This is a genomic window from Rhodococcus sp. UYP9 (genome assembly GCF_040547235.1).
Classification (GTDB): Bacteria; Actinomycetota; Actinomycetes; order Mycobacteriales; family Mycobacteriaceae; genus Rhodococcoides.
This window is the reverse complement of sequence record NZ_JBEPPH010000006.1, coordinates 94,885-110,448: the sequence shown is the minus strand read 5'-3', so window position 1 is coordinate 110,448 and position 15,564 is coordinate 94,885. Positions and strand designations below refer to the sequence as shown.

Below are 15,564 nucleotides of genomic sequence, written 5' to 3'. Positions count from 1 at the left end.
ACTGCAGACACTGAGGTCTCGAACACTGCAGACTCTTGCCGCGTCGAAAACTAATCGGGCACGTTCGCCCACCCTGACAGCACGCTCGGATCGTACGGGCAGTCACCGACAAGTATCCGGGGAACAAGTACCGCTTGGCAGATTTGTCGGCGAACTCTTGCGCAGGCCGGTCCTACAGCGTGCCGACCCCGAATGCTGATGCGTCGAGTGCGTCGAGAATCTCCTGACGGTGAATCGGGCCTCGGGTTTCGACGGTGAGCAGGACTTCGACCTCCTCCAGGCCGAGCTGACCACCGGTCCTCGAGTGCACGACGTCGACGACGCTCGCACCAAGATTTTTGACGACCTCGAGCAAAGACAGCAGCCCGCCCGGTCGATCCGAAATCGTGACGCGGACAGCCAAGTATCGGCCTGCGGCGCGCAGTCCGTGGGTGATGACATGGGTCAGCAGCAGCGGATCGATGTTGCCGCCGGACAGGATCGCGCAGACCGGACCCCGAAGCTCGAGGTCTTCGCGGCTCATCAGTGCGGCCACCGCGGCTGCACCTGCAGGCTCGACGATGAGTTTGGCGCGTTCGATGCAGAGCAGCAACGCGCGCGAGAGTGCGTCCTCGCTGACGGTGACGACGGCGTCGACCCAGTCGGCCACGTGAGCGAACGGCACTGCACCCGGTAACCCCACCGCGATGCCGTCGGCCATCGTGGACATCGATGCCGCTGCGATCGGATGACCCGCGCTGAGCGAAGCCGGCCACGCAGCCGCACCCTCGGCCTGCACCCCGATGATCCGCACACCTGGTTTGTGGAAATGAAAGGCAGCGGCGACGCCGGCCAGCAGACCGCCGCCCCCGGTCGGAACGAGGACGGTACCGACCTCGGGCATCTGCCCGAGCAGTTCGGTTCCGAGTGTCGCCTGCCCGGCAACGATGTCGGCATGATCGAACGGGTGTATCAGGACGGCGCCGGTCCGCTCCGCGAACTCACGCGCGTGGATCAGTGCCTCGTCGACGGTATCGCCGACGAGGTTCACCGTGGCACCGTAGGCCTTGGTGGCGACGAGCTTCGGCAGCGAGGCACCCGTCGGCATGAACACCGTCGAGGCGATGTTCAATTCGGTTGCAGCCCAGGCGACTCCCTGCGCATGATTGCCTGCACTCGCAGCGACGACTCCGTTGGCGCGCTCGAATTCGGTGAGTCGGGAGATCCGGTTGTACGCCCCGCGCGGTTTGAAGGAGCCGGTGCGCTGGAGGTTTTCGCACTTGAGACGCACTTCGTGACCGGTCAGGTCGGAGAGTATCCGCGACGCCACGACAGGCGTCCGACGCACGACAGGCGCGAGAACGTCCTCTGCGTCGGCGATATCACCGGCTGTGAGAAGTTCACTCAAAAGGCTGTCCGATCTTCGCGCGCATCTTCATCACTCCCCCAGCTTTCCCGGCACCGACAACAGCGGTAAGAATTCCGTCACGGAAGTAGTAGGCCAAGAACTTTCTGCCGTCATCATCGATGATCTTGACAGAATCGTCAGCAGAAGGTGTTCCGAGCGCTTGAATCTTCAGATCGTATTGGTCACTCCAGAAGTAGGGCACCTGCGGACGCGCCGGGGCTGCGTCGTGGCCGAGGATTGCGGGCACCATGACCCGGACCTGATCGCCGACGTTGCTCCAATGCTCGACCCGCTTATTCGCGTCACCGACGGTCCAGGCGGCGACATCGCCGACCGTCCACACATGTGGATCGCTCGTGCGTCCGACAGCGTCCGCGGAGATGCCGTCGGCGATCTCGATTCCCGAGCTCCCCAGAAAGCCTGTGACAGGTATCGATCCCACACCGATCACTACGGTGTCGACCTCGATCTCGGTGTCATCGGTGAGCACGGCGTGGGTGACCCGATCGGATCCGCGCAGGGTCTTGATGCCGATGCCGGTCCTGAGGTCGACGCCCTCGTCCCGGTGCAATCGAGCAACGAGCTCGCCCACCTCGGCGCCGAGCACCGACCCGAGCGGTGTCTGTTGCGGTTCGACGATCACGACGTCGGCACCCGCGTGCCGGAGTCCTGCCGCAAGTTCACATCCGATGAAACCTGCACCGACGACAAGAGCACGGCTGCTGGATTCGACGTCTTTGCGTAACGCCGCAGCGTCGTCTCTCGAACGCAGCACGTGCACACCCGCCAGGTCCGGTAGCGAGGGAATCAGTCGCGGATGCAGGCCCGTCGCGATCACGAGTTCGTCGTAGGCCAGAGTCGATCCGTCGGCCAGTTCCACAGTCTGTGCGGCGGTATTCACTGCTACTGCAGCCGAGCCCAGGCGCAGTTCGATGCTGTGCTCCAGGAAGTACTCGGCAGGTTCGAAGGTGGTGTCCTCGCGTTCGCCGCGAATGACCTCCTTCGACAGTGGAGGTCTGTCGTACGGCAAATGGTTCTCGTCACCGACGAGCACGATGTCGCCGCCGTACTCGAGTTTGCGTAGTTCCTGGGCGGTCCGCAGACCTGCCAACCCTGCTCCAACGATCACAATTGCCATGACTGATCTTTACCAGACGGCGACTGTTTCGGCGCTGGCCGGCCGCTTCGGCTCTCCCAGACAACCCGCGCATGCCATGTTGTCTTTGTGTAGCCGCACCGGGGCGGCATCACTACGATCAGAGGTATGACCACAGACCCCAGGTTCGCTGCAGCGGGTTCGGCAGCACTGACCACCACGCAGGGGCGAACGATCATCGCCGATGCCGTCGTCGCAAAGATCGCCGGCATCGCCACCCGCGAGATCGACGGCGTCTACGACGTCGGTGGCGGCACAGCCAGAGCGGTCGGAGCTCTCCGCGATCGGATACCGGGTGCCCGGGTCAACCACAGCCAGGGAGTGGCCGTCGAGGTGGGCGAGAAACAGGCCGCGATCGACATCGGCATCGTCGCCGAGTACGGCGTAGCGCTGCACGAGCTGGCCGCAGGTATTCGCCGCAACATCATCACTGCCGTCGAACGGATGACGGGCCTCGAGGTCACCGAGGTCAACGTCACCGTCTACGACGTCATGCTTTTCGACGACACCGAGACCGGACCTGATCCGGACCTCCGACCGCGTGTGCAGTGACCGCGCCACGCGAGATCGAACTCGCTGACACGGTCGCATCGATCACGCTGAGTATTGCGGGTGTCAGTGCACTGCATCCGGGCGAGTTCGGTGAGATCGCGACGTACCTGCCCGGTCGTAGGGTCGTCGGAATCCGGATCGACGTCGACGTCTGCGAGATCCATATCAGCGTCGAGTACCCCAGCGACGTGCACGCGGTCGCACGCGGAGTGCGTGATGCCGTCGGTCCACACGTGTCGGTCCCGATCGTGGTCACCGTCGAAGACGTCGCAACACAACCGACAGGGAGTCATCGATGACGTACACACTCGCGGGGTTGCTCACGGGGTTGCTGTTGGCGCTTGCTGGAATCATCGGCGGGTTCAGCGGATTCGTACTAGCGCTGTTCCTCGGGGCCGTCGGGGTCGCGATCGGTGCTCACCTCGATGGTCGACTCGACCTCACTACGTTGCTGCGTAGCCGCGGTCGCGGCCGTGGTTGATACAGACATCGCCGCAACGGCCGACACTGGCGGGCGAGGAACCCTCGTCATCAAGGAACGCGCCATCGAACGCGTGGCCGTCGCAGCGGCCCTGACCGTGCCGGCTGTCGTCCGTAGCGTCGGTGGGATATCACGCTTGACTGGCCGCGACCTGCCGCGCGCAGATGCATCGGTCGGCGAGTACTCGGTCTCGATCAACCTCTATGTGAGTCTGACGTGGCCGTGCCGAATCGCCGACGTCTCCGAGGCCGTCTACACCGAGGTTGCCCGTGCCCTCGACAACATCGTTGGCCTGCCCTTGTATCGGCTCAACGTCATGGTCGCAGCCACATCCGCCGGAGAACCTGTGGAACAACAGGTCTCGGACGACACGGCTGTTGAGGTACCTAGACCGCGCCCACCGACGGCAAGTCCGGCCGCACTCCCCGTCGCTGTTGTGCTCGCCTTCGGCCTGCTGGCACTGGCCTTCGTCGCAGGTCGAGAATTCTTGATCGTGCACGACACCATCGTCGGGGCTCCCTGGATTCGCAACACCGTCAACTGGATTTCCGAATTGCATTGGGCGCCATGGATGATCACCGCATCGGGAGCAGCGATAGTTGCCGGACTGATACTTCTCGTCATCGGAACCAAGCCCCGCACGCAGACACACACCGGGGTTACGTCGCCGACATCGCCTTCGCCGATGGTATGGATGCGACCAACCGACGTCGCACGCATGTGCAGTGATCACGCAGGCGAAGTTCCCGGAGTCGAATCCGCTCGCACGACGGTCACGAAGAAGCGCATCACCGTCGAGGTACACCGAACCGAAGCAGGCGAAGACGAGGCGCTGACCGAAGCTGTCCGTGATGCTGTAGCACCGACGCTGTCGGTGCTGGCCGACGCCAGAGATACCCGAATCCGACTCCACCAGGCACGCAGATGAAGCGCGCAACTGCAGTCGTCGACCGCCTGCTCGTCGTTCTACTCGGCGTAGCGCTGCTCGCTGCCGGTGCATTCGCACTCGCCTGGTACTTCGACCTTCCGCTCGCGGTGCGCACACTGTCTCGATTCGACCGAGCCACGATCGCGGGACTACCTGCGCAGGATTGGTGGGAGGCAGCACTCGCCGCGACTGCCATCGTCAGCGCCATCGGTGCACTTGCACTGATTATCGGCAACCTGTCGCCGCGGCGCACCGGGACGATGCAGATCTACGCCGAGGAAGCCCTCGCGGTCCGAGTCGACCTCGGCGCACTGGCACGCGGGATCGCCGCTGATCTCTCGACCTTCCCTGAAGTCGAATCCTCCAGGGGCCGAGCTATCGACGACCGAGGGACCGCCACACTCGCGGTCACAGTGTCGGTATCGCCTGCCATCGACATCGACGCCTTCACACGGACCGTCGAGAAGAAGGCGGAGTTCATTGCCGAGTCCGTCGAAGGCGGAGCAGTCGCTCTTCGGATCCAGATGCATGTGAACGCTGCCGTGCCGTCCAAGTAGCGCACTGCGCGTGAATGATCCCCGGTAGCTATCTGATCGTATGAATGGACCATTCAAGCGGGGTGGTAGCGGGTACCAACCAACACACAAAAAGAGGCGCCCATCTCCTTGCGGAGATGGGCGCCTCTTCTCGAGTGAAGCTAAATCACTTGAGGATCTTCGTGACGCGACCGGCGCCGACGGTACGACCGCCCTCGCGGATAGCGAAACGCAGGCCCTCGTCCATGGCGACCGGCTGGATCAGCACGACGGTCATCTCGGTGTTGTCACCAGGCATGACCATCTCGGTGCCCTCGGGAAGGGTCACAACGCCCGTAACGTCCGTGGTACGGAAGTAGAACTGCGGGCGGTAGTTGTTGAAGAACGGCGTGTGACGGCCGCCCTCGTCCTTGGACAGGATGTAAGCGTTGCCCTCGAACTCCGTGTGGGGAGTCGTGGTGCCCGGCTTGATGACAACCTGTCCACGCTCGACATCTTCGCGCTTGATGCCACGAACGAGCAGTCCGACGTTGTCGCCGGCCTGGCCCGAGTCGAGCAGCTTACGGAACATCTCGATACCGGTGACCGTGGTCTTGGTCGAACCGGGGCGGATGCCGACGATCTCGACCTCTTCGTTGACGTTCACCGAGCCGCGCTCGATACGTCCGGTCACAACCGTGCCACGGCCGGTGATGGTGAAAACGTCCTCGACTGGCATGAGGAACGGCTTATCCGTCTCGCGGACAGGGTCCGGGACAGAATCGTCGACGGCCTGCATGAGCTCGAGAACGCTCTCGGCCCACTTGGGGTCACCCTCGAGTGCCTTGAGTGCGGACACCTTGATAACCGGTGCATCCTCGTCGAAGTCCTGCGCAGCGAGAAGCTCGCGGACCTCCATCTCGACGAGCTCGATGATCTCTTCGTCGTCGACCATGTCGGACTTGTTCAGGGCGACGAGGATGTACGGAACGCCGACCTGCTTGGCGAGGAGCACATGCTCACGCGTCTGCGGCATCGGGCCGTCGGTTGCCGCTACCACCAGGATTGCGCCGTCCATCTGCGCAGCACCGGTGATCATGTTCTTGATGTAGTCGGCGTGGCCGGGCGCGTCTACGTGTGCGTAGTGGCGCTTTTCGGTCTGGTACTCGACGTGGGAGATGTTGATCGTGATACCACGAGCCTTCTCCTCCGGAGCCTTGTCGATCTCATCGAAGGCCGAGGCCTCGTTGAGGTCCGGGTACTTGTCGTGCAGAACCTTGGTGATTGCTGCCGTCAGCGTCGTTTTGCCGTGGTCAACGTGACCGATGGTTCCGATGTTGACGTGCGGCTTCGTCCGCTCGAACTTCGCCTTCGCCACTATGTCCTCCTGGACTGATTGGTGCTTGCGTTAATGCAGCAGTGCGGTTGTCTCGTACAGCTCTTGTGAACTGCAGGGGTCGTGCGGTGGAACAGATACAGCGTGCCCAGCTGGGAAGAAATTACTCTCCCATTGCCTTCGCGATGATTTCCTTCGCGACGTTCACAGGAACTTCAGCGTAGGAATCGAACACCATGGAGTAGTTAGCGCGGCCCTGAGTCTTCGACCGAAGGTCTCCGATGTAGCCGAACATCTCCGACAGCGGAACCTGTGCCTTGACGATACGGGCACCGCTGCGTTCCTCCATGGCCTGAATCTGACCACGGCGGGAGTTCAAGTCGCCGATGACCTCACCCATGTAATCCTCGGGCGTGATGACCTCTACGGCCATGACGGGCTCGAGAATGACAGGGCCGGCCTTGCGAGCGGCTTCCTTGAACGCTTGTGAGCCGGCGACCTTGAAGGCCATCTCCGACGAGTCGACGTCGTGGTACGCACCGTCGAGGAGCGTGAGCTTGACGTTGACCAGGGGGTATCCGGCAAGAACGCCGTACTGCATGGCGTCCTGAGCTCCGGCGTCGACCGAACCGATGTATTCCTTCGGCACACGACCACCACTGACCTTGTTCTCGAACTCGTACGTCGCGCCGTCTTCGCCTTCGAAAGGCTCGAGCTTGATGACGACCTTCGCGAACTGGCCGGAGCCACCGGTCTGCTTCTTGTGGGTGTAATCGTGCTTCTCGACCGTCTTGCGGATGGTCTCGCGGTACGCGACCTGCGGCTTACCCACATTGGCCTCGACCTTGAATTCGCGCTTCATGCGGTCGACAAGGATATCGAGATGCAGCTCGCCCATACCGCCGATGACGGTCTGACCGGTGTCCTCGTCCAGTTTGACGGAGAAGGTCGGATCCTCTTCGGCGAGCTTCTGGATAGCCATTCCCAGACGTTCCTGGTCGGACTTGGTCTTGGGCTCGATCGAGACCTGGATGACCGGATCCGGAAAGCTCATGGATTCGAGAATGATCTGGTTCTGCGGATCGCAGAGGGTGTCACCCGTCGTCGTATCTTTCAGACCGATCACGGCGTAGATGTGACCGACGCTGGCAGAAGGCACCGGGTTTTCCTTGTTGGAGTGCATCTGGAAGATCTTGCCCAGACGCTCCTTCTTGCCCTTGGTCGAGTTGACGACCTGAGCTCCGGATTCGACGTGACCGGAGTAAACCCGGATGTAGGTCAGCTTGCCGAAGAAAGGGTGCGTCGCAATCTTGAATGCGAGAGCCGCGAACGGCTCGTCGGCTGCAGGCTTGCGAGTGAGCAACTTTTCTTCATCGCCGACTGCCTGGCCGGTGATGGACTCGACGTCCAGCGGTGAAGGCAGGTAGTCGATGACCGCGTCGAGCATGGGCTGGACGCCCTTGTTCTTGAACGCGGATCCACACAGAATCGGGTACAGCTCGCTGTTGACCGTCATCTTGCGGATGGCGCCCTTGATCTCTTCGACCGTCAGCTCTTCGCCGCCGAAGTGCTTCTCCAGAAGCGCCTCATCGGACTCGGCTACGGTCTCGAGCAGCAACGTGCGGTACTCGTCTGCGCGCTCTTTGAGGTCAGCGGGGATCTCGCGAACCTCGTACTCCTCGCCCAGCTTGGTCTCGCCACTCCAGACCAGTGCGCGCATTTCTACGAGGTCTACGACGCCCTCGAATTCACTCTCTGAACCGATCGGCAGCTGGATGACCAAAGGCGTGGCACCGAGCCGATCCTTGATGGTCTGCACGGTGTAGTAGAAATCTGCACCGAGCTTGTCCATCTTGTTGACGAAGCAGATACGCGGAACGTCGTACTTGTCTGCCTGACGCCACACCTGCTCCGACTGAGGCTCGACGCCCTCTTTGCCGTCGAATACGGCTACGGCGCCATCCAACACGCGGAGTGAACGCTCGACCTCGACCGTGAAGTCGACGTGGCCGGGCGTATCGATGATGTTGATCTGGTTCTGGTTCCAGAAGCACGTGACAGCAGCGGACGTGATGGTGATGCCACGCTCCTGCTCCTGCTCCATCCAGTCTGTCGTCGACGCACCGTCGTGCGTCTCACCGATCTTGTAGTTCACCCCGGTGTAGAACAGGATGCGCTCGGTGGTAGTGGTTTTACCGGCATCGATGTGGGCCATGATGCCGATGTTGCGGACCTTGTTAAGGTCGGTCAGCACTTCCTGTGCCACGGAATTCATCCCGTCTTATAAGTCGAAGAGGTGGGGCTGGTCCAGCGCTGCAGTTCTCGCACGGGGCCAGGTACTAGGTAAAGCGCCGGTGAGATGCGGAGGCTATGAAGCTCCGCACCCTCCCGACAAGTATCACCAGCGGTAATGCGCGAACGCCTTGTTGGCTTCTGCCATCTTGTGCGTGTCCTCGCGACGCTTCACAGCGGCACCGAGGCCGTTGCTGGCGTCGAGCAACTCGTTGGCGAGACGCTCGACCATTGTCTTCTCACGACGAGCACGCGAGAAGGTGACCAGCCAGCGCAATGCCAACGTGGTGGAACGGCCGGGGCGAACCTCGACGGGCACCTGGTAGGTGGCGCCACCGACGCGACGGCTGCGAACCTCGAGGGCCGGCTTGACATTGTCGAGTGCACGCTTGAGCGTGACGACGGGGTCGGTGCCGGTCTTCTCGCGCGCCTGCTCGAGTGCCTGGTAGACGATGCGCTCAGCGGTCGACTTCTTGCCGTCGATGAGGATCTTGTTGACGAGCTGCGTGACCAACGGGGAACCGTAAACCGGGTCGTTGATCAGCGGCCGCTTGGGTGCTGGGCCCTTGCGTGGCATTAGCTCTTCTCCTTCTTGGCGCCGTAGCGGCTACGAGCCTGCTTGCGGTTCTTGACGCCCTGGGTATCGAGCGAGCCGCGGATGATCTTGTAGCGCACACCCGGAAGGTCCTTCACACGACCACCGCGAACGAGCACCATGGAGTGCTCCTGCAGGTTGTGGCCTTCACCGGGGATGTAGGCAGTGACCTCGACCGCACTGGTCAAGCGCACGCGCGCGACCTTACGGAGAGCGGAGTTCGGCTTCTTCGGAGTGGTGGTGTACACGCGAGTGCACACGCCACGACGCTGTGGGCTTCCCTTGAGGGCAGCGGTCTTGAGCTTCCGCACCTTATCGGTGCGACCCTTGCGGACCAGCTGGTTGATAGTTGGCATGAACCGGCTTTCTTCGTGTTACGAGTCTCATCTTGATCGAGACTCAGGGATCTAGCAGTTGGAGCAAGAGAACACTGCTCCTCACCCTTACTACCTCCGCGGGTCTCTTGCACCCCGCGGTCGGGTGTGTCGCATACCCCCACACGGCAGCCGTATCGCTTGCTCGAATCCGAACATGAGCACGGCTGTACCTCGCATAGGCACACAGACGGCCCGGGCATGCCGGACACGACGCATTACGATACCCGGCGGCGTTGCCTCGGGTCAAAACGACCCCCGCTGTGCTACTGGCCGGGCTTGGACATCTACTGGCTCAGGTCGAGAGTCAGTTCCATCAACTCGGTCGCCGCCGCACAAGGGTCCGGATGGCCCGACCCTGGCAGGTACTGGACCCACCACCCCACGATGCCTGCGTCGGGCCCGCCTGCGCTGACACCGCACGAGTCGGGATCCTTGGGCGGCTGACTGCGAATTGCGTTGCGTCCCTTCACCGAAATATCGGTAACGCTGTACATCATCTTCTCGTTGGTTTCACGTTCGGTGGCCAACGATCCATTCTCGAACCAGTTGGACGTGACCTTCACGATGCCGTTGGGGCCACTGACGTCCCAGCGGCAGATGGCTCCGAAGAATCCACGCGCGATGGCGTCGCCGCCCACGGTTGCCGCGATCTGGTCGTCGAGAACCCAATCGCATTCGGTCAACAGGTTGGGCAGATCCCCGCCTCCCGAACCGTCGAAACCAGCCGCCCGCGGAGTCCCCTGCACGGTTGTGCTGCAGCCCGCGAGAAGGAGAGCCGCTGCCAGGATCAGGACTTTTTTCACTGGGACCTCTCCACGGTCAGGGTCGCGAGTTGTTCGGCGACACCGCACGGATCGGCCGACGGTCGCAGGTCCCCGTACGAGACCGACCAATGTATGAAGTCCTTACCGAATTGCACGCCGACTTCACACAGGGAGCCCTCCGTTGAGGCGGAGAATCCGGGGTGACCGTCGATCTCGATGTCCTCGGCCGGTCTACCGATCAATTCCGATCCGGAGCGCTCCCTGTCGATGGGGCTGCCCCGATACCAGGAGAAGCTGACCGACGGCCCGGAGAAACCCGCAACTTCCCATTCGCATCCCACCGAGTTACGGGTGATCATCGTGAACGCCGTCACCGCGAACGCTCCACGCACTTCCTCGTCCGCGACCGAACCGCACTGGCCGAAGAACGGTCCAGGCTCAGCGGCGGCGGCTTCGGCCGAATCCTGGCTCGACGGCGCAGCGTCGTCACCGTTTCCGCAGCCGCCCAGGAGCATGCCGCACACCGCCAGGCCGATGGCCACTCTCCCCCGCATGCCCAGGACTCTACTGAATGTCCGTCGGAAGAATTAACCCTTGTGTAGGGCGGTCACGGTGTCGTCCTGCCGAATGCGAAGGGACGCGTCGAGCACACCTGACCAGGCCCGAACGATTTCCGCGCGTCTTCGCGAGTCGTCGCTGAGTACATCGGCCAACCCCAGGCCGCGGGCCAAGTCGAGCGTCGCCTGTACCAACCGGTGGGTCTGCGGATCGCGATCATCGGCACCGAGATGTGCGACGGCAGTGCGATGTGCGACACGACCGAACTTTTCCTCGAGTGGCAGGACTCTTGCGCGCATCTCTGGGTCGGCTGCAGCCGCAGTCCACACCTGCAGCGCTGCCTTGAACAGTGGGCCGGTGTAGTAGTTCACGAGCCGATCCACCACGGCCTCGGTTCTGGCCGGCCCGACGGGTAGGGCCACCGACTCGCGTCCGGCGTGCTCCATTCGGGTATCGAACATGTACTCGAGGGCAGCGGTGATCAGGTCTTCGCGCGTCGGAAAGTGGTGTTGGGTGGCACCGCGGGACACCCCTGCTCGTTCTGCCACGACGGCTACCGTGGTGCTGCCCCAGCCCTGCTCGGCGAGGGAGTCGATCGTTGCTTCGAGCAGACGCAACCGCGTGGCCCTACTTCGGTCCTGCTTGGGTTCACGCGGCGACGCCATCTTTACTACTTCTTCCCGGTGTTCGGTATCGCCCAACTCGGTGGACGCTTTTGTAGAAAGGACATCATCCCTTCTCTCGCCTCTTCCGATTCGAACAGCCTCGCCGAATGTGCGGCGAGCTCCTCGCCGCGGCGATCGAATTCGGCAAGTATCGAGGCTGTGGTCAACCATTTCGACTCTGCCAGCCCCTGCGGTGAAGCCTGAGAAATCGATGCGACAAGTTCCTCGATCATCGACTGCGGATCCGAGGCTGCTGCACTGATCAACCCGATGGCCTCGGCTTCGTGGGCCCCGAACTTCTCACCGGTCAGAAAGTATCGGCTCGCTGCCCGCGAACCGAGTCGAGGAAGGACAGTGAGCGAGATGACGGACGGCGCGAGCCCGAGGCGGGCCTCGGTCAGCGCAAACGTACTGCCGGGCCCGGCCACGACGATGTCACAGGCACCGACGAGCCCCATTCCTCCTGCGCGCACATGGCCGTCGATCTTTCCGATGACCGGCTTGGGTGTCTCGAGGATCAACCGTAGTAACCCCAGCATCTGGGCGGTTCTGCCCTCGACCGAACCACCGGCCTCGGACATGTCGGCTCCGGCGCAGAAGGTGTTGCCCGTGTGCGCGAGTACGACCGCACGAATAGCAGGGTCCTTGCCTGCATCGACGAGTCCGGCGGTGAGCTCGTCGACCAGGACGGTGGACAACGCGTTTCGATTGTGCGGTGTGTCCAGGGTCAGCGTGGTCACTGCATCCGCGGTGTGAACCTGCACTGCCATCAGTACGACCTCGGCAAGCCCAGCGAATGCTGCGAGACGAAGTTCAGGATCATCTCGCGGCTGACCGGCGCAACACGGCCGATACGAACGGCGCCGAGCATCGAAGCCAGTCCGTACTCCTCGGTCAGGCCCGCGCCGCCGTGGGTCTGAATGGCCTGATCGAGCGCTTTGATGCTCGCCTCTGCTGCTGCGTACTTGGCCATGTTCGCGGCCTCCGCAGCACCGAAATCGTCACCGCTGTCGTAGAGAACTGCGGCTTTCTGCATCATCAGCTTGGCGAGCTCGAGCTCGATCTTGACCTGCGCGAGCGGATGCGCCAAACCCTGATGCGCACCGATCGGCGTCTTCCACACCGTGCGTTGATTGGCGTACTTCACCGCGGCGTCGAGTGCGTAGCGGCCCATGCCGACCGCCATCGCGGCACCGAGGATGCGTTCGGGATTGAGCCCGGCGAACAGTTGCATGAGCGCGGCATCGGCTTCACCGACGAGGGCGTCGGCCGGCAACCGAACATCATCGAGGAACAACGTGAACTGGTGGTCCGGCTCGATGATGTCCATCTGCATCCGAGTCTTCTGGAATCCCTCGGCGTCCGTCGGCACGACGAACAGCGCCGGCTTCAGCTTGCCGCTCTTGCTGTCTTCCGTCCTGGCGACGATGAGCACGGCATCGGCCTGATCGACCCCGGAGATATAGATCTTGCTGCCGTTGACGATCCAGTCTTCGCCATCTCTTCTGGCCGTGGTCGTGATCTGATGCGAGTTCGATCCGGCGTCGGGCTCGGTGATCCCGAAGGCCATGATCTTCGACCCGTCGGCAAGCGCGGTCAACCACGTCTGCTTCTGGTCCTCGGTGCCGTACTTACCGATGATGGTGCCGCATATCGCGGGGCTCACCACAACCAGGAGCAAACCTGCACCATGGGCAGAGAGTTCTTCCTGCACGAGCGCGAGCTCGTAGATGCCTGCTCCACCACCGCCGTACTCCTCGGGAAGATTCACCCCCAGGAACCCGAGCTTGCCTGCTTCGTTCCACAATTCGGTCAGCGGTTCACCACGCCGCGCTTTGGGGAGCACGTAGTCGATGTAGTTGAAGCGCTTGCCGAGAGAAGATACTGCAGTACGCAGCGCCTTCTGCTCCTCGGTTTCGATGAAGCTCATGTGTTCTCCTCTTCACTCACTACTGCTTCGGTGACTACTGCTTCGGTGACTACTGCCTCGGTGACCACGGCGAGTAAGGCACCGACTTCTACCTGCTGTCCCACTTCGACATTCAGCTCGGTGAGTACACCCGCCGCTGGAGCGGTCACCGTGTGTTCCATCTTCATCGCTTCGAGCCACAGAATCGGCTGACCGGCCGTCACCGTGTCACCTGCTGCCGCGCCGACGCGAACGACGTTGCCCGGCATCGGAGCAAGCAGCGATCCCGCCGCCACCTCCTCGCTCGGGTCGGTGAAGCGCGGTGTCCTGACCAACCGAACGGGCCCGAGGGAAGAGTCGACGAAGATGTCGACGCCGTATCGTGCGACGTCGAAGAAGCGACGAATACCGTTCTCGTCGAGCACTACTCGCGTAGGCGAACTGGACACCAACCCGACGCCGTCCAGGGTTGTCGTGAGCCCGTACCGGCCGAGGGTGTATTCGACGGTGATGTCACCGGACTCGACCCCACACAACGAGGCATCGGTTCGGTAAGACTTGCGCTGCGGCTGGGATGGAAGGTTGCGCCACCCGCTCGGCAGCCCCTTGTCGACACGTGCCGTCCTGCGATTGGCGGCTGCATCGGCAAGCGCAGCAGCGAGTGCCGACAGCTGCACTGCATGGACGCCTCCTATCGGACGAGCGAGCGTATCGAGCCCATGGGTGTCGAAGAACGCCGTGTCGGTGTCCCCCGCCACGAAAGCCGGATGACGCAGGACATTGACCAGGAGGTCCCGGTTGGTCTTCAATCCGTGAATCTGCGCATTCTGCAATGCTTTCGCCAGCAGCTTCGAAGCCTGCTCACGGGTAGGTGCATAAGAGATGACCTTGGCCAGCATCGGATCGTAATGAACGCCGACGACAGTGCCACTCTCGATACCCGAATCGACCCTGATACCTGCCTTCTCGAGAACCGCGAAGTGCGCACCCGGAATCTCGAACCGATGAACCGGCCCACTCTGTGGTTGCCAATCCTGCGACGGGTCCTCCGCATAGAGCCGAACTTCGATCGAATGGCCCACGGCGACAGGCTGATCTGCTGGCAACGAACCGCCTCCGGCAACGTGGATCTGCAACGCAACCAGATCCAACCCCGTCGTACATTCGGTGACGGGATGCTCCACCTGAAGGCGAGTGTTCATCTCGAGAAAGAAGAAGTTCCCACTCTCGTCCGCCAGGAATTCGACGGTTCCGGCTCCCTCGTACCGGATGGCCTCGGTGGCCAAGCGGGCCGCGTCGAAGAGCCGCTGGCGCATACCAGGGACCCGCTCGACGAGTGGCGACGGCGCTTCCTCCACGACCTTCTGGTGTCGACGCTGCAGCGAGCACTCTCGCTCGCCGACCGTCCACACGTTGCCCTGACGGTCGGCCATGACCTGTACCTCGATGTGGCGACCGGTTTCGATGTATCGCTCGCAGAACACCGTCGAGTCACCGAATGCCGACAATGCTTCCCGCTGTGCCGCTTCGATTTCTGCATGCAGCGCGGCAAGTTCACGCACGATCCGCATGCCTCGTCCGCCGCCACCCGCAGATGCCTTGACGAGAACCGGGAGCTCGTCCTCGCCGATCGCCGCCGGATCGAGCTGCGTCAGCACCGGCACCCCGGCGTCGGCCATCATCTTCTTGGACTCGACCTTGCTGCCCATCAGTTCGATGGCCTCGGCCGGCGGTCCGATCCAGATCAAACCCGCGTCCTGCACCTGCTGCGCGAATTCCGCATTCTCGGAAAGGAACCCGTAACCGGGGTGGACAGCGTCGGCGCCGGCTCGGATCGCTGCTGCGATGACGAGTTCGCCGCGCAGGTACGTCTCGGCCGAGGAATTTCCGGGCAAACGTACCGCGGTGTCGGCTTCCCGCACGTGCGGAGAATCCGCGTCGGCGTCGGAGAAGACGGCAACGGTGTCGATGCCCTCGCGACGGCAGGAAGCGAAGACGCGTCGCGCGATTTCGCCGCGGTTGGCGACCAGGATCGAGTTGACAGTCATA

Annotated in this window: 17 protein-coding genes; 5 read left to right on the top strand and 12 right to left on the bottom strand. The window is 62.6% G+C overall.

The window, feature by feature from the left end:
- Positions 1 to 172: 172 nt before the first annotated feature.
- A complete protein-coding gene (gene ilvA / locus ABIB36_RS17355; RefSeq protein WP_354561366.1) occupies positions 173 to 1,387 on the bottom strand; it encodes a threonine ammonia-lyase in 1,215 nt (404 codons plus the stop codon).
- Positions 1,380 to 2,525: an NAD(P)/FAD-dependent oxidoreductase gene (locus tag ABIB36_RS17350; protein WP_354561363.1), complete on the bottom strand. Its 1,146-nt coding sequence runs from the start codon at positions 2,523 to 2,525 to the stop codon at positions 1,380 to 1,382. The genes ilvA and ABIB36_RS17350 overlap by 8 nt, the downstream gene beginning before the upstream one ends.
- Positions 2,526 to 2,651: 126 nt before the next feature.
- Here ABIB36_RS17350 and ABIB36_RS17345 point away from each other — a divergent pair, with 126 nt between their 5' ends.
- From ABIB36_RS17345 to ABIB36_RS17325, 5 genes are read left to right on the top strand one after another with little or no spacing between them, the layout of a single operon-like run.
- Positions 2,652 to 3,095, top strand: a complete 444-nt coding sequence (locus tag ABIB36_RS17345) for an Asp23/Gls24 family envelope stress response protein (protein WP_084346097.1) — start codon at positions 2,652 to 2,654, stop codon at positions 3,093 to 3,095.
- On the top strand, positions 3,092 to 3,394 hold the full coding sequence (locus tag ABIB36_RS17340; RefSeq protein WP_084346098.1) for an Asp23/Gls24 family envelope stress response protein: 303 nt from the start codon (positions 3,092 to 3,094) through the stop codon (positions 3,392 to 3,394). Before ABIB36_RS17345 ends, ABIB36_RS17340 begins: the two co-directional genes overlap by 4 nt.
- Entirely contained in the window at positions 3,391 to 3,576 is a 186-nt protein-coding gene (locus ABIB36_RS17335) for a DUF2273 domain-containing protein (RefSeq protein WP_084346363.1), read from the top strand. Before ABIB36_RS17340 ends, ABIB36_RS17335 begins: the two co-directional genes overlap by 4 nt.
- Positions 3,569 to 4,504 (top strand): DUF6286 domain-containing Asp23/Gls24 family envelope stress response protein, encoded by a 936-nt coding sequence (locus tag ABIB36_RS17330; RefSeq protein ID WP_256895532.1) that lies wholly within the window; start codon positions 3,569 to 3,571, stop codon positions 4,502 to 4,504. Before ABIB36_RS17335 ends, ABIB36_RS17330 begins: the two co-directional genes overlap by 8 nt.
- Positions 4,501 to 5,061: a hypothetical protein gene (locus ABIB36_RS17325; protein WP_084346099.1), complete on the top strand. Its 561-nt coding sequence runs from the start codon at positions 4,501 to 4,503 to the stop codon at positions 5,059 to 5,061. The genes ABIB36_RS17330 and ABIB36_RS17325 overlap by 4 nt, the downstream gene beginning before the upstream one ends.
- A gap of 145 nt (positions 5,062 to 5,206) precedes the next feature.
- Here the strand turns inward: ABIB36_RS17325 and tuf are convergent, their stop codons facing one another.
- From tuf to ABIB36_RS17275, 10 genes are all read right to left on the bottom strand, one after another.
- A complete protein-coding gene (tuf, locus tag ABIB36_RS17320) occupies positions 5,207 to 6,397 on the bottom strand; it encodes an elongation factor Tu (protein ID WP_354561357.1) in 1,191 nt (396 codons plus the stop codon).
- 121 nt (positions 6,398 to 6,518) lie between these two features.
- A complete protein-coding gene (fusA, locus tag ABIB36_RS17315) occupies positions 6,519 to 8,621 on the bottom strand; it encodes an elongation factor G (protein ID WP_354561354.1) in 2,103 nt (700 codons plus the stop codon).
- A gap of 132 nt (positions 8,622 to 8,753) precedes the next feature.
- The gene (gene rpsG / locus ABIB36_RS17310; protein WP_072805598.1) at positions 8,754 to 9,224 is read right to left on the bottom strand and encodes a 30S ribosomal protein S7; all 471 of its coding nucleotides are present in this window, start codon (positions 9,222 to 9,224) and stop codon (positions 8,754 to 8,756) included.
- Positions 9,224 to 9,598, bottom strand: coding sequence for a 30S ribosomal protein S12 (gene rpsL / locus ABIB36_RS17305; RefSeq protein ID WP_072805599.1), 375 nt, complete (start codon positions 9,596 to 9,598; stop codon positions 9,224 to 9,226). The genes rpsG and rpsL overlap by 1 nt, the downstream gene beginning before the upstream one ends.
- Positions 9,599 to 9,903: 305 nt before the next feature.
- Positions 9,904 to 10,422, bottom strand: a complete 519-nt coding sequence (locus tag ABIB36_RS17300) for a DUF3558 domain-containing protein (protein ID WP_354561350.1) — start codon at positions 10,420 to 10,422, stop codon at positions 9,904 to 9,906.
- The gene (locus ABIB36_RS17295) at positions 10,419 to 10,937 is read right to left on the bottom strand and encodes a DUF3558 domain-containing protein (RefSeq protein WP_354561348.1); all 519 of its coding nucleotides are present in this window, start codon (positions 10,935 to 10,937) and stop codon (positions 10,419 to 10,421) included. The genes ABIB36_RS17300 and ABIB36_RS17295 overlap by 4 nt, the downstream gene beginning before the upstream one ends.
- Before the next feature lie 33 nt (positions 10,938 to 10,970).
- A complete protein-coding gene (locus ABIB36_RS17290) occupies positions 10,971 to 11,606 on the bottom strand; it encodes a TetR/AcrR family transcriptional regulator (RefSeq protein ID WP_354561345.1) in 636 nt (211 codons plus the stop codon).
- Positions 11,607 to 11,611: 5 nt separating this feature from the next.
- On the bottom strand, positions 11,612 to 12,376 hold the full coding sequence (locus tag ABIB36_RS17285; protein WP_354561343.1) for an enoyl-CoA hydratase family protein: 765 nt from the start codon (positions 12,374 to 12,376) through the stop codon (positions 11,612 to 11,614).
- The gene (locus ABIB36_RS17280) at positions 12,376 to 13,536 is read right to left on the bottom strand and encodes an acyl-CoA dehydrogenase family protein (protein ID WP_084346104.1); all 1,161 of its coding nucleotides are present in this window, start codon (positions 13,534 to 13,536) and stop codon (positions 12,376 to 12,378) included. Before ABIB36_RS17280 ends, ABIB36_RS17285 begins: the two co-directional genes overlap by 1 nt.
- Complete coding sequence (locus ABIB36_RS17275; protein ID WP_354561340.1) at positions 13,533 to 15,563, bottom strand: acetyl/propionyl/methylcrotonyl-CoA carboxylase subunit alpha; 2,031 nt, start codon at positions 15,561 to 15,563, stop codon at positions 13,533 to 13,535. Before ABIB36_RS17275 ends, ABIB36_RS17280 begins: the two co-directional genes overlap by 4 nt.
- Position 15,564: the final 1 nt, after the last annotated feature.